Genomic DNA, 24671 nt, shown 5'->3' on the forward strand with positions numbered 1-24671 from the left:
CTCTTTGTACCACCTATGGAGGTTTGTTAACGTAACGCGATGCTCGACTTTAACATCCTATAACATTGGCTTGTTGAAGCCAGTCGCGTTGACTTTTACCTTGTTTAAAATTGGCAAAGATACCCAACGTGTGAGAAAGCAGTTTTCTGGCAATTCGATTACTCAAATGCCACAAATCCCGTGCCCAGCACTTCTCGATAGCAAATTGTCCGGCGAGTTGACTAATCACGGTTTCAATTAAACGGCGTTTGGCGTTAATGGCCCTTCTCGTTTTTCTGGGGAGGGGAGCATCCATATTGGCCCGCACCGGGGTAATCATTTCAATACCCTCTGCTTTCATTTCCTTTTTAAATTCAACGCCTAAATACCCTTTATCACCCAGCAAACAGCCTGTTATCGAGCCGATCACACCCCAGGCTGCTTTACGCTCACTGACATTGGCGGGCGTCAGTGTAAACCCGGTTACTACGCCGATTTCGTCTATCATGAGATGTCCTTTGAAACCGTAGTCAGTTTCGTTTTTGGCCGCACAGTACCCATAATCGGCTTGTCCTTTGAAGTTGGCACAGCCTTTTGCTCTTTTGAATCCACAGACGGGCAGCGGAAATCCGTCGATAATATGTACCGGCCTGTCGAGTGCGCCCAATAACCTCGCCAGCTTTTCTTGCAGTTGTTGTTTAACAACCCAAAGATTCGAAGTCTGTTTAGCGAAATTGGCGCGTGAACCTAGCCCCGGAAACCATTCGCGCCAGTGATGATTAAAGTATGTCCAAATGCCTTTATCTGTTGAAAATCCTAAAAATTCACCCACCACTTCCATCGTGATGGCTTCTGCATCGCTCAGTTTAGGCGGATATCCCCGGCTTCTGAATCGCCTACCTTGCTGTAACTGCGTTAAATTGTCATCTATCCAACAAAACACCCAAATGATAAAATTTTGCTGTGACATAGCCTTTTGTTCCTTTATTTCTCTATTTTTGACGACTTAAAGTTATAAAGGAGCGGCTATGTCATTTCAACTCACCCTAAAAGTCGAGCATCGCGTTAACGTAAGTACATATTGTTTCAATCAAGCCTGATTTAATAGTCGACTTTGAATGTGTAAGACAATACAAACCAAAATTCGAAAAAGAATTTTTCATCACAAGAAAATTTGAGAAATATATTAAAGCGGTTAAAACTAAATAACATTCCAAAATAGTGCTACACCTTGCATAACATAAGCCCTTTGTATTCAAATGGTTGAAGGCAATATGTGTAGCAACATTATGAAATCCTATTTAGCGACAAACATGTTCTTACGTAGTCTGGAATATCGTTTTACTAAGCTTTAAAATAACTATGATCAGTTAGATGTATGAGCTATTATTATGGTGCCTTCTTGTTGAATTGTTTTTTATTTGAACAGAGTCGGTAACCAAATAACTTAATTTACTTGTTAAACTTACATATTCGATTATTGAATTAGATAACTTAATCAGTTAAAGTAAAAAAGCTATCAGCAAAATCTGATAGTCGGGGATTTGCAACCCTGTTAAAGAGTAACCCACTGGTAGAAATTTTCTGCCAGTGTGCCTGCTATCGCACCTTCAATGGCGGTTCAGGCAGGGGAGGCTTCGGTCTCGCCGGACGGTTACTCCCGGTATTGCAAACCCTGTCTGAACTACCACCAATAATCAACAGAAGGGGAAGCAGGTATGACTCACACTCAACAAGACTGGCACCCAGCCGAAATTATTTGTGCATTACGCAAACGTGGTACGACACTCGCCGCTTTATCCCGTGAATCGGGACTCAGTTCTTCTACACTGGCAAATACCTTATCCCGCCCATGGCCCAAAGGGGAGTTTATCATCGCTACCCGTTTGGAGCTGGCGCCGTCTGAAATCTGGCCCAGCCGTTATTTTGACCGCCATGGTAATTTGATTGAGCGAAAAGCACGCAAATCGTTTGCTGGATAATACTCTGTTATTATCTATGACATTCAATACGATAATACCGGTTCAGGGTTTATCCGTTATTCTCTGTTACGACCTCTTTATTTTCAGCAAACACAGTTGAGTTGTTCATTGAATACATCACCGGGTTCCTTGCATAGTCAGGATTATTTTACGACTGAGCAGGAACCTATCTGGCATGAAAATAAACGCGTTAATCGGCTTAATGGTGGTCATACTGACGGGATGTGCGACTCCCGTAAAACAACCGCTATCTCAGCCTTCCCAAAGTCGTTTTCCTTCCGTCACGCTGACACGCAACATTCAGCCTGTTTCACCGGATATTTATGGACAACAACCTGAAGTTGTTCGTTATGGCCGTTATTTGCTGGTCAGTACCGACCCGACAGAAGCACAATATGCCCCGCTTTCCCAATTGGTTGATATCCATATCCCTGCGTCCCAGAATCCCACGGTTGCTGATGCGATGCGTTATGTGTTGCGTCAATCGGGTTACTCGTTATGTGCACCGGATAAAACCCATGACATCTTATATCGCCAGCCATTGCCTTCTGTGCACTATCAGTTAGGCCCTGTCCGGTTACGCACCGCATTGCAAATCATGGCAGGCCCGGCCTGGCAACTGGACGTGGACGAGGTGCAGCGAGTGGTTTGTCATCATTTACGACAAGGCTATCGGCTACCGGCTTCGGTTAAACAAACGCAGCAGGGAGGGCATTGATGAAATTGCATCGTTTCGGTTTATTGGTCTGGTTACTGAGCAGTTCAGTGTGGGCAGCCACACCGGCACCGTTAGCTTCGCAGCAGACACGAACGACAGAAAGCCAGCCGCAATCCCTGAAAAGCCAGGCTAAACAATGGAAATTAAGTGCCGATGAATACCAGCGCTATCAGCACCTGATGAAGGGGCCACGGGGTATCCAGTCGCCGGGGCTTGATCCGCTGACCACATTAGGCATTGAAGCCGAAAACGATACCGAGCGCCGCCGTTATGCTGAACAGTGGGTTAAATCAGAGTTTGCCCGTACCGAAAAAGAGCTGCGTTTCCAGCGGGAAGTGGATGCGGCCTGGCAGCGGCTGTTTCCGGATGTGTTGCCGGTCAATATGACAACATCGCGCGAGACAAATGGCCGGCTGGCACTGTTTGTCAGAGCCAAAGATTGCCCACAATGTGAAGCCCGTTTGAGCGAAGTCCTGGCGGCTAACCAGCCCGTCGATATTTATTTGGTAGACAGCCAACGTAATGATGACACCTTACGGCTGTGGGCCAAAAACCATCATATCCCCGTTGAACGGGTACGTAACCGGCAAATCACACTGAATCATGATGCGGGGTACTGGTTCCGGTTCGGCAAGGGGTTGATGCCGGTACTATTGAGGCAAGGAGAGCAGGGATGGCACATCACATCATTATAATGAAACGGCTGAGGGAGTTACCTATTATCAGCCTGTTATGGATCACTGCCTGTCAGGCTGAACTGAATGTCATTGCCGATTTAGGCGGCCAGGATGCCTCGCCTTTTTATGAAAGTATTTATGCTCAACCGGGTGATATTTCTGCACGACCCCCGTATTCCTTACCAGAAATGGTTGGCGAAGCCGCGATGTTGCCCGTTAAAACACCGGAACTGACACCGGGGCAGGTGATAAGCCGATCACTGCAATTGCCGGGCATTGGGGCGTTATTTCTGATTGGTGATGATCCCAATTCACGCCAGTGGTTAAGCCAGAATGCCGCCCGATTCAAGCAATTACACGCCGTGGGGCTGGTCGTCAATGTCAGTGAGATAGCCGGTTTACAGTCACTGCGGGCATTAGCGCCGGATGTCTTGTTATCGCCGGCTTCCGGTTCGGAATTGGCTCGCCGGTTGCAACTGCAACATTATCCGGTGTTAATCACCGAAACGGCGCTCTCTCAATAGTTATCACCATGAGCCGCCGTTACGTTGTTGAAGCCCTGTTACGTCCTGCCGTCGAGTTGAATACCGCGGTGGTCTCCGCCGTTGCCGCGTTTATCTGCATCCGGGCACCCTGGGCTATCGCACTGGCTCCCTCAGTCAGTTATGTCATGGCCGGCGGTTTTGCGGTATTGGCGATGATACGCACATGGCAGGGTATTCAGGTACTCCGCTATCGCCGAAACCTGCGTCGCCTGCCGCGTTATCAGATGAGCACAAAACAGATCCCCGTCAGCCATCAGCGCTTGTTTCTGGGCAGGGGATTTCGCTGGCAGCAGAAGCATACCCAGCGTTTGCAGGATACGCGGCGACCGGAAGTCGAACGCTTTGTGCAACCCGCTAAGGTTTATCAGCTTGCCCGTTTGCTGGAGCACCGAACGGAATACTGTTGGCCTAAGTTATCAACGCTGTTACGCAACGATTCCCCTTTTAATCTGGTGCGGCCTTTGCCACCGGTTGGCGGTAATCCCATGATCCACGGTATTGAGCCACAGGAAGCCGACGTGTTTATGGATCTGCGTGAGCGGGTCGGTCATACCTTAGTGATGGGTACCACCCGTGTGGGAAAAACCCGGCTGGCCGAATTGCTGATAACCCAGGATATCCGACGCGGCGAAGTGGTGATTGTCTTTGATCCGAAAGGTGATGCTGACCTGTTAAGGCGGATTTGGGCAGAAGCGCACCGGGCGGGTCGTGGCAGTGAACTTTCCCTCTTTCATCTGGGCTGGCCGGAAATCTCGGCGCGTTATAATGCCGTCGGGCGGTTTGGCCGGGTTTCGGAAGTCGCTTCCCGTCTGGCGGGGCAATTAAGTGGGGAAGGGAACAGCGCCGCTTTCCGTGAGTTTGCCTGGCGCTTTGTCAATATTGTCGCCCGGGCTTTAGTCGCGCTGGGACACCGGCCGGATTACACACTAATTACGCGTTACGTCAATAACATCAGCGAATTGTATCAGCTCTATGCCACTAAAATGCTGGCAGAAAGGCAGCCCGCCCTGCTGGAACACATCAACCATTACCTCGGCAAGCTGAAAGAAAAAGATATCCCGCGCAATATGCAGGGGCAGCCGGATGCGCTCAGACTCTGGGCGATGGAAGTCACGCTGAGTTCAGAAGCGGGTAAGCAGCTCTACGATCCGATTCTGGACGGGTTACGCTCTGCCGTGCGTTATGATCGTACCTATTTTGATAAAATTGTCGCTTCTTTATTGCCGCTATTGGAAAAACTGACCACGGGCAAAATCGCTGAACTGTTATCACCGGATTATCTCAATATGACGGATCTGCGCCCCATCTTCGACTGGGAACAGGTGATCCGTAAGAACGGGATTGTCTATATCGGGTTGGATGCACTGTCTGACAGTGATGTGGCTTCGGCGGTGGGCAACAGTATGTTTGCCGATTTGGTCAGTGTCGCGGGGCAAATCTACAAATATGGTATGAATGCAGGATTGCCGGTTCGCCATGACGGCAAACTGGCGATTAACCTGCATTGTGATGAATTTAATGAGCTGATGGGCGATGAATTTATTCCGCTGATTAATAAAGGCGGCGGTGCGGGCATGCAGGTCACCGCCTATACCCAGACTTCCTCCGATATCGAAGCCCGTATCGGCAGCCCGGCTAAAACCGCACAGGTGATTGGTAACTTCAATACCCTGATTATGCTGCGGGTGCGGGATAACCGGACGGCAGAGCTGCTCACCAGCCAGTTGCCCGAAGTGGAAATTTACAGTAAGACCCTGGTCTCAGGACATGCCGATATCGCCGATGTTGAACAGGGGCAGGATTTCACCTCGTCCACGCAGGACAGGGTAGGCACAGTCAAAACGCCGCTGGTGACGCCGGCTGAGATGATTAACTTACCGAAAGGGCAGGCGTTTGCACTACTGGAGGGCGGGCAGCTGTGGAAAATTCGTATGCCTTTGCCAACCGGCGATAACGATGATGCCCTGATGCCGGCGAGTTTGCAGAAAATCGCCGAGCATATGCGACGGCACTACCGCACCCGTGAAAACTGGTGGGAAGAGAAGGGGTAATTTCAGGTCATGGCACAGTCAGAAAACCAATCCCGTCCATCTTCCCAACCGCCCCGCCAGCATGGCCTGTTGTATCATGTGTTATGGGCATGGCCGTGGCAACTCATTGGGTTTATTGTCATGTCCTGGCTATTCAGTCTGTTACTGGAATATCTCGGTATGATTTTTTTCTGGCCAGAACAAGGTGCCTCTCATAGCCAGACGATGATGAAAACCGAGCTGCAATTTTTATCCACGGAATTGACCCAGAGCCTGTTGTTGTCAAATCCCGCACAAACGGTCTCTGACTGGCTGACGCAGGCATATCAATGGATTTTTGTCGACAGTGGTTTTATGCACTGGATACAGGGACAACGGCAGTATCAGCTCAATAGCCGCAATGATTTTCTGCGTGAATTCAATGCGGTATTGCATGGCATATCGGAGCATTTGCGAGAATATTGTCTGGCGACGGTGTTTATCACCATGGTGACGTTAATCCGGTTAGCGATTCTGGTGTTATCCATCCCTTTGTTTGTGATGGTGATCTTAGTCGCTCTGGTTGACGGGCTGGGACGGCGGGATTTACGCCGTTATGGCGCAGGCTATGAATCCAGTTTTGTTTATCACCATGCCAAACGGGGCATTAAACCGGCCTGCACCATTCCCTGTGTGCTGTATTTATCGTGGCCGGATACGATGTATCCTGCGGTGATATTGTTGCCTGCGGCATTCTTGCTGGGTATGGCGGTGGTGATCACAACGTCGATGTTTAAAAAGTATATATGAATGCCTCCCTCCCGTTTGCCAAACATTGTACTTTGATGACAGCAGGACGATTGTGGCTATATATCTGTACATGGACCCCCGTGTATGGGTAAGAGAAATGTCTCTGGTTGAGGTCATGACTGAGCCCGTACATTCGGCTTATTAAACATTCATGCGTTAGCATTGGTGTTGCTCCTTCAAAGTAGTATCCAATAATAATAAAAATATATTTATTATTCTCTCGTTCTGAATGGTTTTCATGAATGCTGGTTGAACTTAAATTAGTGCTCGTAAGTTATTTGTTTAATTATTTTTATGAATTTTATTTTCCTTATAATGTTAAATGAATTAATTTAAAATTATTTAATTTATGGTGAAATTTTAGCCACCCGTTAATGGCTAAAAGAATTTGATAACATGTATTTTATGAATGCCGTATACCGTCGGTTTAATTATTATTGGGTATGATATATTTCATTATGTAATGAAAAAGAAATAATATCCTTTAGATAAAATATAACGTCAATAAATCGTATTTTTAATATTTTCTCATGGGGTTTTTTATGAAATTACCCTCAGAGGTAAAAGAGTCTGGTAATTAGGGTTATAAGACTAACAGGAGTATTCTGACAAGAATTTACAGTTTATGATTTTAATTCCTAATCTCAGTCTATATGCATCGTAATTCGTTTGCAAGAACAGAGGTTATGATAATCACCACTCAGAACTCATCATTCTCGATGACTTTATCACTATGCGAGTCTTGATAATGAAAAGATGGTATTGCTAACCCAACAAAATGAAATCGTAAATTTCTGCGCGAATGCTCCCGCTGGTTCATTATTAATTGCATCCAGAATATGATTGTGAGCGAACGTCAATTAAATTCGGATAATCAGTGCTACATATTAATTAACCTGTGATGAGATTAAAGGAAAGATAATGGCTTGTATAGTCGTTGTGGGGGATCGTTTTACTGAATTCAGTGAAAATAATAATGTACTTACGTTTTCTCAGGTGTTGAAATTTCTCTCCGCTGCCCAATGTGAAGATGATTATCAGGTTATCTTTGGTCAGGGGCTTTCTAAAGAAAATATTGAGGAATTTAAAAATTTGTTACGTCATGGCGATACTGATAAAACGTTGCTACTTAATAAAATTCATTTGCTGCGGGAAACAACCCGGAATACACATAAACACAAAGTGGAAAATGTTCTTATTTCCGAAACTATTAAAACCGGGGTGGTTTCATATCAATGTCATTTGTTGATTGATGACGGCTGTGCGGAAATGGCCGACCACGTAACCGGGCAGCATATCCAGGGCATGGTTTTACTTGAAGCATGTCGGCAAATGGTTAATTCCGTCTCTGAGCGGTTTCTTATCAAAACGGGTAGTGAAAAATCGTTTGTTCTACATGTGATGAATTCTGAATTTAAAGAATATCTCTTTCCGGTTGCATCGAGCATGGAAATGACTATCAGGCATTTTCGCCGGGGATTAAGAGGGGATTTTACCGCTGAATGTATTATCACAATAATGCAAAACAACACCGTGTGTCTGTGCGTTGACATTAAATTTAGCGCAATTGACAAAGGATATCTAAGTTTGATTGAACAACAGATGGCAGCAAAATTGCTCAGTCATCTGCATTGAATTAGTAAATTTGAGGAGTACAAAAATGAGAGAAAAACCGGGACTTATTTGGTATCTGGTATTGGTTGCGCTACTTGATTTTATCGGTTTGGGAATGGTGGTGGCGATATTCCCACATATGATGATTTCCGATGCCGCTTCACTATTCCCGGATGGCTGGGATCATCAAAAAAAGGTGATTATGTTAGGAATTTTCCTTGCAATCTATCCTCTTGGTCAGTTTTTTGGTGCCTCCATACTGGGCAAAATGTCGGACATTTATGGTCGCAGAAAAATGATGCTAATTACTGTGGCGGGTACTGCCGTAGCCTTTGCTGCCAGTGCCTGTGCGGTTGTTGAAGCGTCGGCGGGGTTACTGCTGTTTAGCCGTTTGCTGGCTGGGATGATGGCGGGTAACGTGGCGATTGCACAGGCAAGCATGGCGGATATCAGCGCGCCGGGCAATAAAACTAAAAATCTCACCATGATTCAGACCGCACTGGGCCTAGCCTGGGTGATAGGGCCGCCGACCGGAGGCTGGCTAACCAATTTCTCTCTGGGGCAATTGAGCGGATATATGACGCCGTTTGTTATTATGGCTGCCATCTTTACTCTGTTATTTATTTATACTTTGGTTGCGTACCCCGATACCCTGGAAAAGCATACCCCTGAAAAAATAAATGTCTTTTCCGGTCTGGTGCAAATCGCGAAAGCCTATAGCCATGCTGAATTGAGAATGGCATTTGCTATCTGGACGGTTTTTGTTGCTGGCTGGTGGCTGTTTGAGTCTTTCCTGCCCGCTTATCTGCTGGATATTTACAGTTTCAGTTCGTTTCAGATTGGTTCTTTCCTCGCGTCAATGGGAGCAACCTATGCATTATTCCAGTATCTAGTGGTAAGACACGTTGCCAAAGTCGCTAAACCTGAAAATATGGTGCGATATTCACTTGTGGTGTCATCACTTGCCGTAATGGCAATTTCAATGGTTAACAATGTTATTTACCTGCATATATTAATTACCATTTTCGTAACCTCCATGGGATTTGCATTGACCGGTCTGATAAGCAGCATTTCAAATCTTGCGCCGGAGAATGAGCAGGGCGAAATCATGGGTTCTATCAGTTCCATTCAGGCACTGGCCACGCTGATGGTCATGTTATTGGGTGGTTTCCTTGATACCACTAATATCCGGATAACGGTGGTGGGCGGCGGATTATTACTGTTAATTAGCTGGCTACTTTTTATGGTGCGCCTGGGAGTCATTAATCGTGAAGCGATTCGCTAGGTATAAGGAGCCACAATGAAAAGCCATTATCAGGTATTAATTGTGGGTGCGGGTCCTGTCGGACTGCTGCTGGCGTGCAGTCTGAAGAAAAGTGGAATTGATGTGGTGGTGGTCGAAAAAAGATCTTCTCGCTCAACGCACTCGAAAGCATTATCAATGAACGCCGCCTCACTGGCTTTATTACGTTCTCTTGGCGTAGCGGAGCGTTTTGAACGGTCAGGAAAAGAGATCAGTGATATTTCAATTTACTGGAATCAGCAGCGAATTTCACACGTCGACTATCGCCAGTTGAACAGTTGTTATCAGCACATTCTTGCCATTCCACAGCCAGAAACTGAGCGGTTACTGGAAGAGTATTTTATTGAACTGGGTGGCGAAATCAGACGTTCTGTTACGTTAAGCGCGATTGATGTTGGCTCTGATGGTATTAATGCTAGCTTCCCCGATGGGATGACGCTGACCTGTGACTATCTGGTGGGTTGTGACGGTAGCCATAGCATAGTGCGCGACTTTGCCGGTATCACCTTCAGTGGTTTCGACTACGGTATTGATTTTTACCTGTTTGATGCTCAGGTCAGCTGGCAGGGCAAACGTGATGAAGTGCATTATTTTGTCGACGAGCAGGGCTTTATTATTGTTATCCCACTGGCGGACGGTAACCATCGCTTTGTACTTCGATGTCCCCGCGAGGATAAGTCGCTGCCATCGTTGGCTGAATATCAGTCAGTGCTGTCACGTTACATCCCGCAACCCGTTGTCATTGAGCGTGTGGTCTGGGAATCGAAATCTCAGTTTTACAATCGACTGGCCAGTCAGTATCGGGTGGGCAATATTTTTCTTGCCGGAGACTCTTGTCACCTCTTCAGTCCCATCGGAGGGCTGGGGATGAATACTGGCTTCCAGGATGCCTGGAATCTTGCGTGGAAGTTGACCGCGGTAATTAGCCAGAGACAGCCTGATGATCTGCTTGATACTTACGATGAGGAGCGGCGCAGCGTGGCGGCGATGCTGCGTGACAGCACCGATACTAGCACCCGCCTTATTGCTCGTATCGACCGTGACAGCGAAAAAATTTGCTGCTGGTTGCCCCGTTTCAGCAACAGGCAGCGTGCGAGAACGCTGCATCCACAATTGTTTTCAGGACTGGCACAACGCTACAGCGGGTCATCGTTGATTTATGAAGGAAGGAATCTGGCGGGAAAATATCTGCCAGATCTCACACTGATCCAGCAGGGAAACCGCGTTAGCAGCTACGACATCGTGGATGGTGAAAATTATCATCTTATTGTGGGTAGCGAAAATGATAAGCAGTCGCTGATGACCGCTCTGATTGATCGTCATCTGTCAGTATATTTTGTCGAAGTTAACGGCTCTGATAAAAAAATCGAATTTCAACCCGGAGAATATCTTCTGGTACGCCCTGACGGTTTTGTCGCTATTCACGAAAGCTTGGGAACTTTGGAAGTCGTTGCTCACTATATTGAAACAAATAACATAAGGAATATCTATGAAAGATAAAATACGCCATGTCATTATTCAGTCGGTTACAGAACTCAATGCCACCTTGCCCGAACCACTACCGATTGAAAATGGCAATGAGTGCTTTATTTATCGGCATGACTCTCATCTTGATTCAATTTCTCTGGTAATGCTGATTGCTGATTTGGAAAGTAAACTGGAAGATGATTTTGATGTTTCACTAACGCTGGCAAATGAAAAATCCATGTCGGCTAAAAACAGTCCATTTTCATCGGTAGGTCGACTGACCGATTATGTTGCTGATTTAATTAGAGAGCTACATAGTGCGTAAACCTGTTACCTTAATTACCGGAACCCGCAAAGGAATTGGCAAGTATCTGGCAGAGCACTATGTGGCTCAGGGACATATTGTCGTGGGATGCAGTCGTTCTGATGTAGACTGGCAGTTAGCCGATTATCATCATTTTCTGGCCGACGTGATAGATGAGCAAGCAGTAAAAGCATTATTTAAATATATCCGACAAGAGTTTGGCTTTTTGGATAATTTAATTAATAACGCCGGCATTGCCTCAATGAATCATCTGATGCTGACCCCGTTATCTACCGTAAACAACATATTTAATACCAATGTGGTGGGCACATTCCTGTTTTGCAGAGAAGCCGCGAAAATAATGGCGAAAAACAGGTACGGTCGCATTGTTAACTTTACTACTGTAGCGACACCGCTGAAGCTTGAAGGTGAAGCTATTTATGCTGCCTCTAAATCGGCGGTTTATTCCCTTACGGAGGTGCTGGCACGCGAGTTGGTGGAGTTTAATATCACCGTCAATGCCGTGGGTCCTACGCCGATTGATACCGATCTCATCCGCTCTGTGCCTCAGGATAAAATGGATCGTCTGATTGCCCGTCAGGCCATCATCCGTAAAGGCGTACTGCGGGATGTATCGAATGTTACTGATTTCTTCCTGCAGAAAGAGAGCGACTTTATTACGGGTCAGAACCTTTACCTGGGGGGGATCTGATGGACAGCTCCCTGTTATTTAAGCACCTTTACAACAACGGTGACCGGATTGCCTGCTGGTATCAGCAGAAGTCATACAGCTATAAATGGTTATTGTCGCGATGTGATGAATTGATCTGGACCTTTAGCACGGTTGGTGTGGTTGCCGGCACAATGGTTTCCCTTATCGCTGATTACCATCCGGACTCACTGGCTTCACTGCTTGCATTGATCAAGCTGAAAGCGATTGTTCAGCCTATGACTCGCCTCAGTGAAGAGGCCATCGCCAGAAACAGTGAAATTTGCAGTAGTGAATTCCAGTTGTGGATTGATGAAGACGGGTTCAAAAATATTGGGTCCACGGGGATGAAGAGTGAGCATGCGTTAATTGATAACTTACGTCTTTCCGGTCAGGCGGGCCTGATTATCATGTCTTCCGGGACTTCGGGGCAAAGCAAAGCCATTGTGCATAACCTTGAGCAGTTGATTAGCGTTGTAAAGCCCTCTTTGCAGCCGAGGACGGTGCTTTCGTTTCTGCTGTTTGACCACATTGGCGGTATCAATACCATGTTGAGTGCGTTTGCTAGCGGTAACTGCCTGGTCGTTCCTGAACTGCGAACGCCAGAGAGCATCAGTGAAGCTATCTCGCGTTATCAGGTTGATGTACTGATTACCTCACCGTCTTTCCTTAACCTGATGATCTTAAAAAATTGCTTTGAAAATCGTTCGCTACAAGTACTAAAACAGATTAATTATGGCAGCGAAGTGATGCCGGCTTCAATACTGAGTTATCTGGCGGAAAAATTACCGACAACCAGAATGATTCAGGCTTATGGACTTTCTGAGGCCGGTGTAATTAAAACTCGCAGCGATGATAACCAGTCAACGTTCATTCGTATCGTTGACGATGGTGTCCAGGTCAGAGTGAGAGAGAACAAGCTGGAAGTATTATCAAAAACCTCAATGCTGGGTTATATGAACGCACCATCACCCTTTACATCTGATGGGTGGTTAATAACTGGTGATGTGGTGGAGGTGCGCGACAATAGTTTTCGCATCGTTGGCAGAGATACAGAGGTGATTAACGTCGGCGGTGAAAAAGTTTACCCCGGCGAAGTGGAGAACATTATTCTTCAACTCACCAGGGTAGAAGATGTGGTGGTGAGTGCGGAGAAAAACGCCATATTGGGGAACATAGTCGTCGCAAGAATAAAAGCCAGTGTCGATACCGATTTTATTCAATTGCGCCGCGAAGTAATTTTATGGTGTAAGAAACATCTTCCCTTATTTAAAGTTCCGCAAAAAATTACTTTTGTTAATGAAGTTGATTATGGCCTGCGATTTAAAAAGAAACGTCAACCAATAGCCTGAGGTAAAAAATGAATAAGATACTACTGCTTGCCGACCTGTCTGAACTACTGGAAGTGGATATCACCTTACTGAATGATGACTATGTCCTTGACCCTGAGGGGCGCTGGGATTCTCTGGCGATTGTTTCGGTAATCGGTGCGATCAATCAGCACTATTCGGTATTGGTTAACGGAGAAGATCTTGGCCGTTGTCAGCGAGTGGGCGAAATATTTAACCTGGTATTTAATCAAAATATTGTGGATATGTAATGAACGTTACACTTCATGGTTTAAAAATAGAGGCGGTTGCCGCCTCTGTTCCGTCAACAAAGCTGACGCTGGAGCAACTGGCTCAACAATTTGGTGAAAAGGAAGTGGAGAGGATTGCGCTCAGTACCGGCATCAACCAGTTGGGTATTGCGCGAACCCCGCTACGGGCTTCAGACCTGTGCGTACATGCAGTGCACAAAATTTTTAATGAACAGACCGATCCCGACGAGATCGACGGTGTGATTTTTGTTTCGCAAACGCCGGATTATCTGATGCCCGCCACTTCTTGCGTGTTACAACAGAGACTGGGGCTGTGCCGGGATGTGATTGCTTTTGACATTAACTATGGTTGTTCCGGCTATATTTACGGCCTGTATCAGGCCGCGCTGTTGATAAGTTCGCATAGCTGCCGCAAGGTTCTGCTCTGTGTGGGTGACACAATGACCCGACATATCGCTGACGACGACCATAAGCTTCGTATGGTGCTGGGAGATGCCGGTAGTGCGACCATCATCGCTGCCGGTGATGATGACTGGGCCTTTGATATTCATACCGACGGCAGTGGTTATGACAAGCTCATCGTCCCACAGGGAGAGGATTTACGCCACGGTTATCTGCAGATGGACGGGGCGGCTGTGATGGAATTTGCGCTTAAAGTGGTACACAACACCGTGAATAAGGCGCTCGAAATGAAGGGATGGGATAAACAGCAGGTGGATCATTTCTTTCTACACCAGCCCAACCGCTTTATGCTGCAGTACCTCACTAAAAAACTGCGGGTCGCCGCTGAAAAGGTGCCGATTGCGGTGGAAAATTACGGTAACACCGGCCCGGCATCCATCCCTCTGACTCTCTGCCAGCATTTCAGTAGTAATAGTGAGCAGCGGCCGGGAAAGACTATTATGTCGGGGTTTGGTGTCGGCTTATCCTGGGGGACAGTAGGCCTCAGTCTGAAGAATGTCCGCGTGTTCTCTCCTTTAACCTGCACCAGCTGAAGGAGACGTTGCCATGTCGTACTGTGTATTTTTAGACGTGGATGAAACGCTAATTAACAGTAAAACCTTGTTAGCTACGTTCAGGCATCATTTGAACTCAGTACTCGGTGTCTCGGTGGGTGAGGAACGTTTTGCTTATGTAATGGACACTCTGTCTGATGCTCAGGCGGCAGGTTTCAGCGATCGGGCAAGTTTAAATCAGCTTTACTACCGACATTTTGCCAATATTGACGTAGCCAGTTTGGCTACCACTTGTGAATCTTGGTTTAATTCTATCGGCATAAAATTGCTGAAAACTCGGGTATGTGACGAAATTGCCCGCCATCAGCAACGTAATGCCCAGATTGTGCTGGTGTCAGGTTCATATCACGCATGCCTGGATCCGTTGTCGCGCTATCTCAAAGCCGATGCCGTCCTTTGTACCGAACTGGTTAGTGCGCAGGGCGTGTATACGGGTGAACTGCAAGGCTGCCCGACCATCGGTGAGGGCAAGGCTAGGCGCATTGCAGATTATATCGCGCAGCATCGGTTCTCTTTGCGTGGCTCCTTTGCTTACGGCGACCATCAGAGCGATGTGCCCATGCTGGAAATGGCGGATGAAAAAGTGATTGTCGATAACTACGATCTCTACTCCGCCCTCAGAATTCGCTGGCCTGAACTGGAATGGCTCGACAGCCAGCAGGCATCCTGAGCTCAGGATTTTACCCTTGTGAGTGGGTGCTGGACGTTGGAAGGCAAAACGGGTTTTTGTTTTGTATTCCAGCGTCAGCAGACAAGCCGCACTGCGGCGCGTCAGTCAGTCTTTCTTTCTTGTTAATGCTGATATTTTGATGGCGTATTCACCACCGGTGTCATCCATTCAAACCAGTCACAGGCTTTACCGATATGGCTCCCCCCCTTCGGATCAAAATGATAGTGATGATGTGAGATATCTTCACAATACCCGACAAAGGGCTGATCAATACGATGAAGCTGAATAGCGGCCGCTTGCTCTTTGGACGTCGGGAAAAATGCCCCACCGGCTTCGGCAAACAGGTCGGTATCATCCTGCTGCGTGCCACAGTGTTCACAATGGTTTACCCAGTGCTGTCTGCGCAGTCGTTGGCTGACCACTTTGCGCAGGGTGTGGTGAAAACCGGGCAGCACGCTACGCACAATAGTGGGAATATCGGCGAGATAAAACAGAAACGCCGGGCTGTCCTGCTCGGTATAGTCCACTTCCGTGCCGGGTTCATCATCGTTATCCGCTTCCAGTAGCTGGTGTCCGGCCGGTAGCATAAATGCCGTCACGGTGGTGGGTTGATGACAGTGTGGGCATGACGTCCGGGTTTGGGCCAGATACCAGAATTCCGCATGGACATTGTAGAACGGCAACCAGTGCATAAACGGGGTCGGGTCAAAACTGTTGTCGATATACCAGGTTTGGGCGGCCGCATCCCAGTGCGCGCCCAGCTTCCGTACTTTCTCGTATTCATCGTCGGGGACGTTTAAATCAATTCGCAGCATATGTCTTCCTTCATTATTAAATCGTTAACCCAATAAATTAGTCAGGCTATTTAGCTAATTTTCACCAAAGCATAAAGAGTTTATTGCTGACTGCCGCGAAAAAACCCCGCATCCTCGGCATCTTGGCATCCATGACGAGGTGAGTGTTTATGCGCGGTGGCTTTTCGATATCCTGTTTTGCCGGCCTGCTGGGATTGGCTGTGTGGTGTATGCCGCTGGCTCAGGCGGCCGAGAAAGATGAACTGGCCAGTGCAAAGCGTCTGATTGAGCAGGTACAACTGGCCCTGGCGCGCGCAAGTCTCGCAGAAAAGCACTCTGACCCTGCAAAACGCCCTCGTTATGACTTTGATTATCCGCGCATCAAAGCCGATCTCAACACCATTAAAGCCGGTATCGATCACTACCTTATGCCTTCCCGTGACCAGCCCCATGAATCCGGTTTGTTATCCGGCCATTACCGTCAGGAAAACCCGCAATGACGCCGGCGCAACGCCATGCCTTTGAAGTAGCCTCCGGACACTTTGATATCACTTTTTTGTCTCTGGTGTGTGTCGGATTTTTCTTAGCCACCTTATTTTTCTGGGCGGCCTGGGCGGCGGTGGATGTCTGGAACGGCTGGGCAAATGAAAAAGTGCGTAATCAGACCCTCAGCCAGTTTGCCCTTCGAACCGCGGTATTGCTGGTCGTGGCTGTCTGGATGTTTGCGAGCTGAGGCAATGAACACAATGAAAAGGAACAGAGTCACTATGAAGCACATTTTTACCGTCTGCCGGCGTATCGGTACCCGAATAAATGCCTTTCTTTTATTGTGCTGCCTGTCCTGTGAATCCGCCCGGGCTGATTTACCGGCTATCGAACCGCCCAAAAGTGGTGGCGGGGGCGGATTGCTGGGACAGGCGAAAGGGTACGCGCAGGATGGCATTGTGATTGGCGGGTTGATCCTCTCGGCGGTGGCGTTCTTTAAGGTTGCTTCGGCTGCCGTCGAAACGTTTTCCGAAGTGCGGGATGGCAAATCGACCTGGACCCAGTTTGGTGCCATCGTCGTGGTCGGCGTGGTGCTGTTGGTTGCCGTGATTTGGCTGCTGTCGAAATCGGCCAGCATTATTTTTTAAGGGCATCACCATGCAGACAATCGCTTTCTTACCGGATCGTTTAAACGCCGAACCGGTGGTCTTTCGCGGATTCACCACGCCGGAGCTGGGACTGGCCGCACTGGCGGGGATCGTGCTCGGACTGGCCGTCAGTCTTCCCCTGATCCCCTTAGCCGGTTGGGTCGTGCTCCCGACCGGCATGTTGGTGATGCCCTTGTTACTGATAAGCTTTGGCGGGCGTTGGCTCGCACACCTCAAGCGGGGTAAGCCGGAGAATTATCTCTGGCTGAAGCTGGAAGAGAAAAAACGCCGGCTGGGTCTCGGTGATCCGGCCTTGATTATTGCCGCCCGGGGCTGGTCGTTGCGCCGTAGCCGGAGCGTGCGATGAGCCGGTTTCGTCATGCAATCAAAAACCGGGATCAGCATATTCTGACCCTGCGGGTGGCGTGCGGTATTTTGGTGCTGGTATTACTGCTGAGCCTGACGGGCTGGATGGCGTCACCGCGCAACCTCACTATCCATCATCCGCCGGACTTACGTACCGGCAGCACACGCCCGTGGTGGGAAGTGCCGGCGCCCAGTGTCTACAGTTTCGCCTTTTATATCTTCCAGCAACTGAATGCCTGGCCGAAAAATGGCGCACAGGACTATCCGGCCAAAATTGATGCACTTTCTCCTTATCTGACGCCGGCCTGTCAGGATTTTCTGCGGGAAGATGCCAAAACCCGGGCTGACAGTGGCGAGCTGCTTGACCGGGTGCGCGTGGTGTATGAGATTCCCGGCCGCGGCTATGGGACGCGCCGTGTGACGGTGCGTGACCGGGATAACTGGGTCGTCCGGCTGGATTTGGTGGCCGATGAATATTATCACGCCGAACCGGTCAAACGGGCATTAGTGCGCTACCCCCTGAAAGTGGTGCGTTGGGAGGGTGATGCCGAGCGTAATCCCTTCGGATTAGCACTGGATTGTTATGACGGCATGCCACAGCGGCTGGAAGCCCTGCCGCAACCTTTGGAACAGAAAAAGGGGGTATTTCAATGAAAGGATATCCACCTGGCTGTCGCCGTGTTTGGCTGGGTTTGGCCTGCATGTTGCTGTTTTGCATCGGCGCTAAGGCCGATGAACTGATGAAATGGGAACGTGTGCCGTTAGCCATTGCGCTTAAGGTGGGGCAAGAGCGGATTATTTTTGCGGAGCGAAATGTCCGTATCGGTTTGCCGCCGTCACTCAATGATAAATTGCGGGTACAAAGTGCCGGCGGGGCGGTGTACCTGAAAGCCAGCCATGCTTTCCCGTCAACCCGCCTACAATTGCAGGACAGCGAAAATGGCGAAATCATTTTACTGGATGTGACCGCAGGAAAAACCGATGCCACTGAACCGGTACGCATTATTTATCCGAATGAAAAACAACCTGCTTCAACCGAAAAATCACAACACCAGAGTAAACCCCAATTATCTGCGCCCGTTCCGGTGGCCTTAATCCGCTATGCTGCGCAGCAATTGTATGCCCCATTACGTACCGTCGAGCCGGTGACAGGAATCCAGCCGGTGAATCTGCATTTACCTGAGTTTATCACGACGCTTTACCCGTCAGAGCCGATTGAAATTACCCCGCTGGCCGGCTGGAGACTGCACCATCACACAGTGGCAGCACTGAAACTGCGCAATCCCACCCAACGAAAAATCACCCTCGACCCGCGAGAATTACAGGGGCAGTTTGTCGCGGCCACGTTCCAGCATCGCTGGCTGGCTGAAACGGGGACGCCGGAGGATACGACGGTATTGTATCTGGTCACAAAAGGGCAGCCGGATAATACCTTTATCCCTGAGCCGGTATCGGTGAAACCGGGAGGCCGCCATGGAAGTTAAGTCCAATGCGTTGGTGAAAATACTGGTGCCGGTGGTATTCCTTATCGGCGGGGTTATTGGCATCAAAAGTTGCCGTTCAACGGAAAGTGCCGCGCCCGGCACGACGGCGAATCATGTGCTGGCCACGCTGTCACCGGAAGAGTTGCAGGCGCTGGGGGTCGGAGGAGATACGCCGGAAGATACCCTGCGTACCCTGATAGGCGCCCTCAATAAAGTGCGGGCAGAGCAGAAACGTTTAAGCCAGCAGAATGCCGATATTTTAAAAGAAAATAACCAGTTAAAAAGTCAGAATCAGGATGTTGCCAGCCAGATAGATACGGCGGTTGCGGCTATTCGTCGGGACGATGAACAGCGTCAGCGCACGTTGCAGGATGAGCAGCAGGGATTACTGGCACAGGTTGATTTGCTCACCGAGCGGTTAAATTCAGCACCGTTGCCTGCTCAGAACAGCCAGATGCCACCTGGGTGGGAGTATGCGGCTAATCCAGCCAAGGGGCAGGATGAACTTATCTGGGTGACACCGGCCGATGAAAAACCGGTTGATCCCCCAAACGGGGCTGACGGCAAACCCGCCGCTAAATTCCCGACTTCTTTTTTAAGTGAACAACCGGCAACGGGGCAAAATACCCCACCGCTCCCTTTGCTGAAGGAAGAAAACCAAAAACCGGTCTATACCCTGCCGGAAAATGCCACGCTGGCAGGCAGTCAGGCGATGACTGCGTTGCTCGGTCGGGTACCGGTCAATGGCACAGTGACAGACCCTTACCCGTTCAAGATCCTGATTGGCAAAGATAACCTGACCGCCAACGGTATCGAACTGCCGGCAGTGGAAGGGGCGGTGGTGTCCGGCTCGGCCAGTGGTGACTGGACCCTCTCCTGCGTACGCGGGCAGGTCAATTCCATCACGTTTGTGTTTCAGGATGGCACCGTGCGTACCCTGCCGGGCAAAGGGCAAAACCCGCAGGGTATCGGCTGGTTGTCGGATGAAAACGGCATTCCCTGTATCAGCGGTGAGCGTAAATCCAATGCCAGCACCTATCTGCCAACGTTGTTTGCCCTCTCGGCCATGAATTCAGCCGGGGATGCCTTGAACGAAAGCCAGCGTACCGCCCAAACCAACGGCACCGGTGGTATCACATCCGCCTTAACAGGCAATGCCGGACAGGCGGCATTAGGCAAAGCGATATCCGGGGGGATGAAGGAGATGGGCGAATGGCTCAAACAACGTTACAGCCAGACGTTTGATGCGGTTTACGTGCCGCCCGGTGCCGGCGTTGTGGTGCATATCACCCAGAGTCTGGCGATAGATTACGAAACGAAAGGCCGTAAGGTGCACTACGGCGTGAGTGAACCCACTCAATATGATACGACTCAGGAAGCCTTAGATTAATGGAAAAGCCTGTCTTTCAATGGCTGTTCAGTGCCAGCCAACCCTATTGCCTGCAAATTAACAAACCCCCACATGCTGAGCCTGTACCGGTTCAGCTCTGCTGGCGGCCTGCCGATAAAAAAACATCCCGGCTCTGTCTTGCCATCGGCAATGCGTGTCAACCGCTGGGTGCCGGTGATTTTACTGTTTTTCGTCTGTCAGACACACAGTGGCAATCCGTGGTGGCAGGCAACAGCGGGGCTGAACCGGAACAGTGGGAGCGCCTGGCGTTTACGGTATCGGAACTGGCTGTCCATCCTGAGTTTGTTACCTTTACCGCCATGGGCACTACGGAGGTTCAGCGATGCGAAAAATAAACGCGGTTGTCGTGTTGTGTCTGTCAGGGCTGATGGCCGGTTGTTCAACCTCGAAAGACACGTTGCTGCCTGCCGGAAAGCAGACGGTGCTGGCGATGTGGCAGGGTAATAAAGCCGGCCACACGCCCGTGCAGGCAAGAACCGCATTGCGCAGAACGTTGACCGGGACCGAACACAGACGAGCGCTGGAAGCGCCCTATCATTACAGCCGTTCGGCTGAGCAGGAAATCAGTCAGCAGTTTCCCCGTCTCCCCAATCCCGATATGGTGATGTATGTCTTCCCGCATCTGGCCGCCGGCAATACGCCGATACCGGGCTACAGCACCGTGTTCCCGTTTTATCAGCAGGTACAGTACGCCCTGCCGGGTGAACGCACGGAGGCCCTGTGATGGAAATCCCCAAACCGCTGCACCGCCCCGGCCAGCTGCGTGAAGCCGATGAAGCCGCGATTTACCGGGCCAACCCTTCCATTATCGATTATCTGCCCTGGGTGGAATATCTGGAAGACGGTCAATGCCTGTTGCTGGATGATGGTGTCTCCGTCGGGGCAGTCTACCGCATCGAGCCTGTTGCCACCGAAGGGCGTCCGCTTGAACGACTGGTTGAAATTAGGGATCAGCTGGAAGATGCGATACAGGACAGTCTGGAGGAAGACGATATCTCACCGTGGGTGGTGCAATTTTTTTGTCAGGACGAAGATGATCCTGCGGCCTATCTCAATACATTACGGGATTACGTCAAACCCTGGGCGCAAGGGACCGCGTTTACGGCGGCCTTTCTGGCTGAATCTGAGCGCCACCTGAACAGCATTGCCCGGCCTGAGGGAATCTTTCAGGATAGCCTGATCACCGGGCAACCGTGGCGGGGGCAGCAGCGCCAGACGCGCATGGTCGTCTATCGCTGGCTGCCTGCCCACCAATTACAGGCAAACCACTCAACGTTATCTTCAGTGGCCGCACTCAACCAGGTCTGCGAGCGTCTGGTGTCGTCACTGGCGGCGGCGGGAATTGTGGCTGTCCGGCAGCATGGCGCGCAGATCCATCGTTGGTTGTTACGTCATTTTAATCCATCTCCGGATTGGGGCATGGCAAAAGCCGATTTTTATCGCACGGTCAGTGATGAAACGCCCCCGCAGCACGATCTCCCGCTTCATCATGATTTTGCCGAAAGCCTGTGGTTTACCCCGCCGGTGTCTGATCCTGACAATGGCATCTGGTGGTTTGATGGCCTGCCACATAAAGCGGTGCCGGTTGAACGTCTGCGCCGTCCGCCAGAACCGGGCACGCTGACGGGGGAAGTGAAACGGGGGGATAATATCAATGCGTTGATGGATATGATGCCGGAAGGCACCGTGGTTTCTTTGACCATCGTGGCGCAGGCTCAGGATACGCTGGAAGCGGATTTTACCCGGCTGGCAAAAAATGCGGTGGGGGAAAATACCGGATCGGCGCGTGTCCGGCAGGATGTGCAGGAAGTCAAAGCCTTACTGGGACGACGCCATAAACTGTACCGCAGTGCGCTGATCTTTCTGGTGCGGGGCAACGATATCACTGACCTGAACCAGCGGGTGCATCAGTTATCATCAACGTTACTGACCGCCGGATTACAGCCGGTGCGACCGGAATTCAGTGTGTCCCCGCTGAATGCCTACCTGCGCGCTTTGCCGATGGGGTTTAATCCGCAGAAAGATAAGAAACACTGGTACAGCCGCCTGAGCTGGGTGCAGCATCTGGCCGGACTGATGCCGGTGACCGGTCGTTCAACCGGCACCGGGCACCCGGGGTTCAGCTTTTTTAATCGCGGTGGGGCACCGCTGACCTTCGATCCGATGAATAAACAGGATCGCACCCAGAATGCGCATTTATTATTATTTGGTCCGACCGGGGCAGGTAAATCCGCTACGTTGTGCGCCTCCCTGGTGCAACTGATGGCCATCCACCGACCGCGCCTGTTTATTGTCGAAGCCGGCAACAGCTTTGGTTTACTGGCCGATTACTACGCCAGTCTCGGGCTGACCGTGAATAAAATCGGTATCAAGCCCGGTTGTGGGGTGAGTCTGGCGCTGTTTGCTGATGCGCACCAGCTGCTGCAACTGAGTCCCGGACAACTGTGTATTCATGAAGCCGATATTCCGGATACCGATGAATCGCAGGATGACGGGGATGAACAGCGTGATATTCTGGGTGAGATGGAAATCGCGGCCCGGCTGATGATCACCGGCGGTGAGAAAAAAGAGGAAGAGCGTTTAACCCGTTCCGATCGGGGTTTGATCCGCGAAGCCATTATGATGGCGGCACAGATCAGCTTTGTTGAGCAACGTCAGATGCTGGCTTCTGACTTACAAAATGCGCTGTATGCTATCGCCCGCAATCACCGGCAGGATGAGCATGGGCAACCTTTAATTACGGCACACCGACGGGCGCGGGCAGATGAAATGGCCGGCGCCATGTCGATGTTTACCCAGGGTTTTGAAGGCGAACTGTTTAACCGTCCCGGCACCCCGTGGCCGGAAGTGGATGTCACCCTGATTGATTTGGGCACACTGGCACGGGAAAACTACTCGGCGCAAATGGCGCTGGCGATGGTGTCACTGATTAATACCGTCAATAACCTGGCCGAACGCGATCAGTATCAGGACAGGGAACTGCAACTGGTGATTGATGAAGGGCATATCACCACCACCAACCCGCTGCTGTCGCCCTATATGACCAAGGTGGTGAAAATGTGGCGTAAACTGGGCGCCTGGCTGTGGCTGGCGACGCAAAACCTCGCCGACTACCCTGATACGGCTGAGAAAATGCTGAATATGGCCGAATGGTGGCTGTGCCTGACCATGCCCCCGGATGAAGTCGAACAAATCGCACGCTTCAAAAAACTTAATGAAGAACAGAAAGCTGTCTTGCTCTCCGCCAGTAAATTACCCCGCTGCTATACCGAAGGTGTGGTGCTGGCGAAAAAAATCGAGGCGTTGTACCGGGTCGTGCCCCCGAGCCTTTATCTGGCACTGGGGATGACGGAAAAAGAAGAAAAAGCGGAACGACGGGCGTTAATGCGCGAGCATCAGTGCAGTGAACTGGAGGCGGCTGTGTTAGTGGCCAGAAAGATGGATGTTGCGCGGGGGTTAAAACTGACATAACGATTTAATCTTATTATCGGGTATATTGACTGACGTTACCTCTCTTGCCTAAAAAAGTGAGATGAATATAAGAATGAAAAAACATCAATCCAATCATGGAAAAAAGAAACTTTATCGCAGGGTCAATACGACAACCCATTTCGTTTTTCATCATGGCGGTGAATATCGATGGGAACGAGCCAGACAAAAATTAATCAGGGAAGATATGCCCTGCTTTCTGTCTATGAAAGGCAAGCAAAGACGCGGCTTAGATTACACGCCACTTTTTATGTTTTTATTGAGTAAAGTCGGCGAAAAATGGGATGCAATTCACAGTGAAGCCATTCAGCGACTGGACAGTCCAGAACCTTTATTTTGGCTAGTGGCGTTACATGAGCATGAACAACGAGAGTATATCCGCTGTGGTGAATCCAGTTATTACAACGGGTTGTTCGTCGATGGATCTGGTTTTTTAAGGAAGGTGAATCCAAATCTGTCAGTAAATGATATTCCTGTCCAGTGTCAGTGCTGTACGCATACATTTAACGGGGTTCCTGTTCATCGCTGATCCAGGTAATTTTCACCATGAGAAAAAGAATTAACCGCAGTATTTAACGCCCTTTTTCTGCA

The 24671-nt window shown here is 49.6% G+C and carries 28 protein-coding genes; 26 read left to right on the forward strand and 2 right to left on the reverse strand.

The window, feature by feature from the left end; genetic code table 11:
* Positions 1-49 precede the first annotated feature (49 nt).
* A complete protein-coding gene (locus tag BDE27_RS03890; protein WP_099133381.1) occupies positions 50-949 on the reverse strand; it encodes an IS982 family transposase in 900 nt (299 codons plus the stop codon).
* Between the two features lie 748 nt (positions 950-1697).
* On the opposite strand from BDE27_RS03890, the gene BDE27_RS03895 reads away from it, so the two are divergent.
* The 15 genes from BDE27_RS03895 (at position 1698) to BDE27_RS03965 (ending at position 15403) form a co-directional block, all read left to right on the forward strand.
* Positions 1698-1961 carry a helix-turn-helix domain-containing protein gene (locus BDE27_RS03895; RefSeq protein WP_099133383.1) on the forward strand — a complete coding sequence of 88 codons (264 nt, stop codon included), beginning with the start codon at positions 1698-1700 and terminating at the stop codon, positions 1959-1961.
* 175 nt (positions 1962-2136) lie between these two features.
* The gene (gene pilL2 / locus BDE27_RS03900; RefSeq protein WP_099133385.1) at positions 2137-2679 is read left to right on the forward strand and encodes a PFGI-1 class ICE element type IV pilus protein PilL2; all 543 of its coding nucleotides are present in this window, start codon (positions 2137-2139) and stop codon (positions 2677-2679) included.
* Positions 2679-3374: a TIGR03759 family integrating conjugative element protein gene (locus tag BDE27_RS03905; RefSeq protein ID WP_099133387.1), complete on the forward strand. Its 696-nt coding sequence runs from the start codon at positions 2679-2681 to the stop codon at positions 3372-3374. Before pilL2 ends, BDE27_RS03905 begins: the two co-directional genes overlap by 1 nt.
* Positions 3353-3880, forward strand: a complete 528-nt coding sequence (locus BDE27_RS03910; protein WP_099133389.1) for an integrating conjugative element protein — start codon at positions 3353-3355, stop codon at positions 3878-3880. Before BDE27_RS03905 ends, BDE27_RS03910 begins: the two co-directional genes overlap by 22 nt.
* Before the next feature lie 8 nt (positions 3881-3888).
* Positions 3889-5952, forward strand: coding sequence for a type IV conjugative transfer system coupling protein TraD (gene traD, locus BDE27_RS03915; protein WP_099133390.1), 2064 nt, complete (start codon positions 3889-3891; stop codon positions 5950-5952).
* Positions 5953-5961: 9 nt separating this feature from the next.
* A complete protein-coding gene (locus BDE27_RS03920) occupies positions 5962-6720 on the forward strand; it encodes a TIGR03747 family integrating conjugative element membrane protein (protein WP_099133392.1) in 759 nt (252 codons plus the stop codon).
* A gap of 921 nt (positions 6721-7641) precedes the next feature.
* Positions 7642-8355, forward strand: coding sequence for an AfsA-related hotdog domain-containing protein (locus tag BDE27_RS03925; RefSeq protein WP_099133394.1), 714 nt, complete (start codon positions 7642-7644; stop codon positions 8353-8355).
* Between the two features lie 25 nt (positions 8356-8380).
* Entirely contained in the window at positions 8381-9619 is a 1239-nt protein-coding gene (locus BDE27_RS03930) for an MFS transporter (RefSeq protein ID WP_099133395.1), read from the forward strand.
* Between the two features lie 15 nt (positions 9620-9634).
* The gene (locus BDE27_RS03935; protein WP_099133397.1) at positions 9635-11137 is read left to right on the forward strand and encodes an FAD-dependent oxidoreductase; all 1503 of its coding nucleotides are present in this window, start codon (positions 9635-9637) and stop codon (positions 11135-11137) included.
* A complete protein-coding gene (locus BDE27_RS03940) occupies positions 11127-11429 on the forward strand; it encodes an acyl carrier protein (RefSeq protein WP_099133399.1) in 303 nt (100 codons plus the stop codon). The genes BDE27_RS03935 and BDE27_RS03940 overlap by 11 nt, the downstream gene beginning before the upstream one ends.
* Positions 11422-12120, forward strand: a complete 699-nt coding sequence (locus BDE27_RS03945; protein ID WP_099133401.1) for an SDR family NAD(P)-dependent oxidoreductase — start codon at positions 11422-11424, stop codon at positions 12118-12120. The genes BDE27_RS03940 and BDE27_RS03945 overlap by 8 nt, the downstream gene beginning before the upstream one ends.
* Entirely contained in the window at positions 12120-13469 is a 1350-nt protein-coding gene (locus BDE27_RS03950) for an ANL family adenylate-forming protein (RefSeq protein WP_099133403.1), read from the forward strand. The genes BDE27_RS03945 and BDE27_RS03950 overlap by 1 nt, the downstream gene beginning before the upstream one ends.
* Positions 13470-13477: 8 nt before the next feature.
* Positions 13478-13717, forward strand: coding sequence for a phosphopantetheine-binding protein (locus BDE27_RS03955; RefSeq protein ID WP_074025162.1), 240 nt, complete (start codon positions 13478-13480; stop codon positions 13715-13717).
* A complete protein-coding gene (locus tag BDE27_RS03960) occupies positions 13717-14712 on the forward strand; it encodes a ketoacyl-ACP synthase III (protein WP_208638554.1) in 996 nt (331 codons plus the stop codon). Before BDE27_RS03955 ends, BDE27_RS03960 begins: the two co-directional genes overlap by 1 nt.
* Before the next feature lie 13 nt (positions 14713-14725).
* Entirely contained in the window at positions 14726-15403 is a 678-nt protein-coding gene (locus BDE27_RS03965; protein ID WP_099133405.1) for an HAD-IB family hydrolase, read from the forward strand.
* Positions 15404-15525: 122 nt separating this feature from the next.
* Here BDE27_RS03965 and BDE27_RS03970 read toward each other — a convergent pair whose 3' ends face one another.
* Complete coding sequence (locus BDE27_RS03970; RefSeq protein ID WP_099133407.1) at positions 15526-16218, reverse strand: DUF5710 domain-containing protein; 693 nt, start codon at positions 16216-16218, stop codon at positions 15526-15528.
* A 149-nt stretch (positions 16219-16367) separates the two neighbouring features.
* On the opposite strand from BDE27_RS03970, the gene BDE27_RS03975 reads away from it, so the two are divergent.
* The 11 genes from BDE27_RS03975 (at position 16368) to BDE27_RS04025 (ending at position 24609) form a co-directional block, all read left to right on the forward strand.
* Entirely contained in the window at positions 16368-16697 is a 330-nt protein-coding gene (locus BDE27_RS03975; RefSeq protein WP_099133409.1) for an integrative conjugative element protein, RAQPRD family, read from the forward strand.
* Complete coding sequence (locus BDE27_RS03980; RefSeq protein ID WP_099133410.1) at positions 16694-16930, forward strand: TIGR03758 family integrating conjugative element protein; 237 nt, start codon at positions 16694-16696, stop codon at positions 16928-16930. The genes BDE27_RS03975 and BDE27_RS03980 overlap by 4 nt, the downstream gene beginning before the upstream one ends.
* Before the next feature lie 34 nt (positions 16931-16964).
* Positions 16965-17330: a TIGR03745 family integrating conjugative element membrane protein gene (locus BDE27_RS03985; RefSeq protein ID WP_099133412.1), complete on the forward strand. Its 366-nt coding sequence runs from the start codon at positions 16965-16967 to the stop codon at positions 17328-17330.
* A gap of 10 nt (positions 17331-17340) precedes the next feature.
* Positions 17341-17697 carry a TIGR03750 family conjugal transfer protein gene (locus BDE27_RS03990; RefSeq protein ID WP_074021447.1) on the forward strand — a complete coding sequence of 119 codons (357 nt, stop codon included), beginning with the start codon at positions 17341-17343 and terminating at the stop codon, positions 17695-17697.
* Entirely contained in the window at positions 17694-18350 is a 657-nt protein-coding gene (locus BDE27_RS03995) for a PFL_4703 family integrating conjugative element protein (RefSeq protein WP_099133414.1), read from the forward strand. Before BDE27_RS03990 ends, BDE27_RS03995 begins: the two co-directional genes overlap by 4 nt.
* 47 nt (positions 18351-18397) lie before the next feature.
* Positions 18398-19180, forward strand: coding sequence for a TIGR03749 family integrating conjugative element protein (locus tag BDE27_RS04000; protein ID WP_244208710.1), 783 nt, complete (start codon positions 18398-18400; stop codon positions 19178-19180).
* Positions 19170-20570, forward strand: coding sequence for a TIGR03752 family integrating conjugative element protein (locus tag BDE27_RS04005; RefSeq protein WP_120211310.1), 1401 nt, complete (start codon positions 19170-19172; stop codon positions 20568-20570). Before BDE27_RS04000 ends, BDE27_RS04005 begins: the two co-directional genes overlap by 11 nt.
* Positions 20570-20926 (forward strand): hypothetical protein, encoded by a 357-nt coding sequence (locus BDE27_RS04010; RefSeq protein ID WP_099133419.1) that lies wholly within the window; start codon positions 20570-20572, stop codon positions 20924-20926. The genes BDE27_RS04005 and BDE27_RS04010 overlap by 1 nt, the downstream gene beginning before the upstream one ends.
* Positions 20914-21315: a TIGR03751 family conjugal transfer lipoprotein gene (locus BDE27_RS04015; protein WP_074025058.1), complete on the forward strand. Its 402-nt coding sequence runs from the start codon at positions 20914-20916 to the stop codon at positions 21313-21315. The genes BDE27_RS04010 and BDE27_RS04015 overlap by 13 nt, the downstream gene beginning before the upstream one ends.
* Positions 21315-24062, forward strand: a complete 2748-nt coding sequence (locus BDE27_RS04020; protein ID WP_099133421.1) for a conjugative transfer ATPase — start codon at positions 21315-21317, stop codon at positions 24060-24062. Before BDE27_RS04015 ends, BDE27_RS04020 begins: the two co-directional genes overlap by 1 nt.
* A gap of 73 nt (positions 24063-24135) precedes the next feature.
* Positions 24136-24609: a hypothetical protein gene (locus tag BDE27_RS04025; protein WP_099133422.1), complete on the forward strand. Its 474-nt coding sequence runs from the start codon at positions 24136-24138 to the stop codon at positions 24607-24609.
* Positions 24610-24671: the final 62 nt, after the last annotated feature.

It is taken from the genome of Xenorhabdus ehlersii (assembly GCF_003610465.1).
In the GTDB taxonomy this organism is placed as follows: Bacteria; Pseudomonadota; Gammaproteobacteria; order Enterobacterales; family Enterobacteriaceae; genus Xenorhabdus; species Xenorhabdus ehlersii.

Excerpts from the sequence above, each read along its gene's own strand:
- BDE27_RS03920 (WP_099133392.1), top strand. The coding sequence starts at position 5,962 with ATGGCACAGTCAGAAAACCAATCCCGTCCATCTTCCCAACCGCCCCGC.
- BDE27_RS03980 (WP_099133410.1), top strand. The coding sequence starts at position 16,694 with ATGACGCCGGCGCAACGCCATGCCTTTGAAGTAGCCTCCGGACACTTT.
- BDE27_RS03975 (WP_099133409.1), top strand. The coding sequence starts at position 16,368 with ATGCGCGGTGGCTTTTCGATATCCTGTTTTGCCGGCCTGCTGGGATTG.
- BDE27_RS03925 (WP_099133394.1), top strand. The coding sequence starts at position 7,642 with ATGGCTTGTATAGTCGTTGTGGGGGATCGTTTTACTGAATTCAGTGAA.
- BDE27_RS03950 (WP_099133403.1), top strand. The coding sequence starts at position 12,120 with ATGGACAGCTCCCTGTTATTTAAGCACCTTTACAACAACGGTGACCGG.
- BDE27_RS04020 (WP_099133421.1), top strand. The coding sequence starts at position 21,315 with ATGGAAATCCCCAAACCGCTGCACCGCCCCGGCCAGCTGCGTGAAGCC.
- BDE27_RS03970 (WP_099133407.1), bottom strand. The coding sequence starts at position 16,218 with ATGCTGCGAATTGATTTAAACGTCCCCGACGATGAATACGAGAAAGTA.
- BDE27_RS03965 (WP_099133405.1), top strand. The coding sequence starts at position 14,726 with ATGTCGTACTGTGTATTTTTAGACGTGGATGAAACGCTAATTAACAGT.
- BDE27_RS03935 (WP_099133397.1), top strand. The coding sequence starts at position 9,635 with ATGAAAAGCCATTATCAGGTATTAATTGTGGGTGCGGGTCCTGTCGGA.
- BDE27_RS03905 (WP_099133387.1), top strand. The coding sequence starts at position 2,679 with ATGAAATTGCATCGTTTCGGTTTATTGGTCTGGTTACTGAGCAGTTCA.
- pilL2 (WP_099133385.1), top strand. The coding sequence starts at position 2,137 with ATGAAAATAAACGCGTTAATCGGCTTAATGGTGGTCATACTGACGGGA.
- BDE27_RS03940 (WP_099133399.1), top strand. The coding sequence starts at position 11,127 with ATGAAAGATAAAATACGCCATGTCATTATTCAGTCGGTTACAGAACTC.
- BDE27_RS03995 (WP_099133414.1), top strand. The coding sequence starts at position 17,694 with ATGAGCCGGTTTCGTCATGCAATCAAAAACCGGGATCAGCATATTCTG.
- BDE27_RS03890 (WP_099133381.1), bottom strand. The coding sequence starts at position 949 with ATGTCACAGCAAAATTTTATCATTTGGGTGTTTTGTTGGATAGATGAC.
- BDE27_RS03910 (WP_099133389.1), top strand. The coding sequence starts at position 3,353 with ATGGCACATCACATCATTATAATGAAACGGCTGAGGGAGTTACCTATT.
- BDE27_RS03955 (WP_074025162.1), top strand. The coding sequence starts at position 13,478 with ATGAATAAGATACTACTGCTTGCCGACCTGTCTGAACTACTGGAAGTG.
- BDE27_RS03990 (WP_074021447.1), top strand. The coding sequence starts at position 17,341 with ATGCAGACAATCGCTTTCTTACCGGATCGTTTAAACGCCGAACCGGTG.
- BDE27_RS03895 (WP_099133383.1), top strand. The coding sequence starts at position 1,698 with ATGACTCACACTCAACAAGACTGGCACCCAGCCGAAATTATTTGTGCA.
- BDE27_RS03930 (WP_099133395.1), top strand. The coding sequence starts at position 8,381 with ATGAGAGAAAAACCGGGACTTATTTGGTATCTGGTATTGGTTGCGCTA.
- BDE27_RS04015 (WP_074025058.1), top strand. The coding sequence starts at position 20,914 with ATGCGAAAAATAAACGCGGTTGTCGTGTTGTGTCTGTCAGGGCTGATG.
- BDE27_RS04025 (WP_099133422.1), top strand. The coding sequence starts at position 24,136 with ATGAAAAAACATCAATCCAATCATGGAAAAAAGAAACTTTATCGCAGG.
- BDE27_RS03985 (WP_099133412.1), top strand. The coding sequence starts at position 16,965 with ATGAAGCACATTTTTACCGTCTGCCGGCGTATCGGTACCCGAATAAAT.
- BDE27_RS04005 (WP_120211310.1), top strand. The coding sequence starts at position 19,170 with ATGGAAGTTAAGTCCAATGCGTTGGTGAAAATACTGGTGCCGGTGGTA.
- BDE27_RS03960 (WP_208638554.1), top strand. The coding sequence starts at position 13,717 with ATGAACGTTACACTTCATGGTTTAAAAATAGAGGCGGTTGCCGCCTCT.
- traD (WP_099133390.1), top strand. The coding sequence starts at position 3,889 with ATGAGCCGCCGTTACGTTGTTGAAGCCCTGTTACGTCCTGCCGTCGAG.
- BDE27_RS04000 (WP_244208710.1), top strand. The coding sequence starts at position 18,398 with ATGTTGCTGTTTTGCATCGGCGCTAAGGCCGATGAACTGATGAAATGG.
- BDE27_RS04010 (WP_099133419.1), top strand. The coding sequence starts at position 20,570 with ATGGAAAAGCCTGTCTTTCAATGGCTGTTCAGTGCCAGCCAACCCTAT.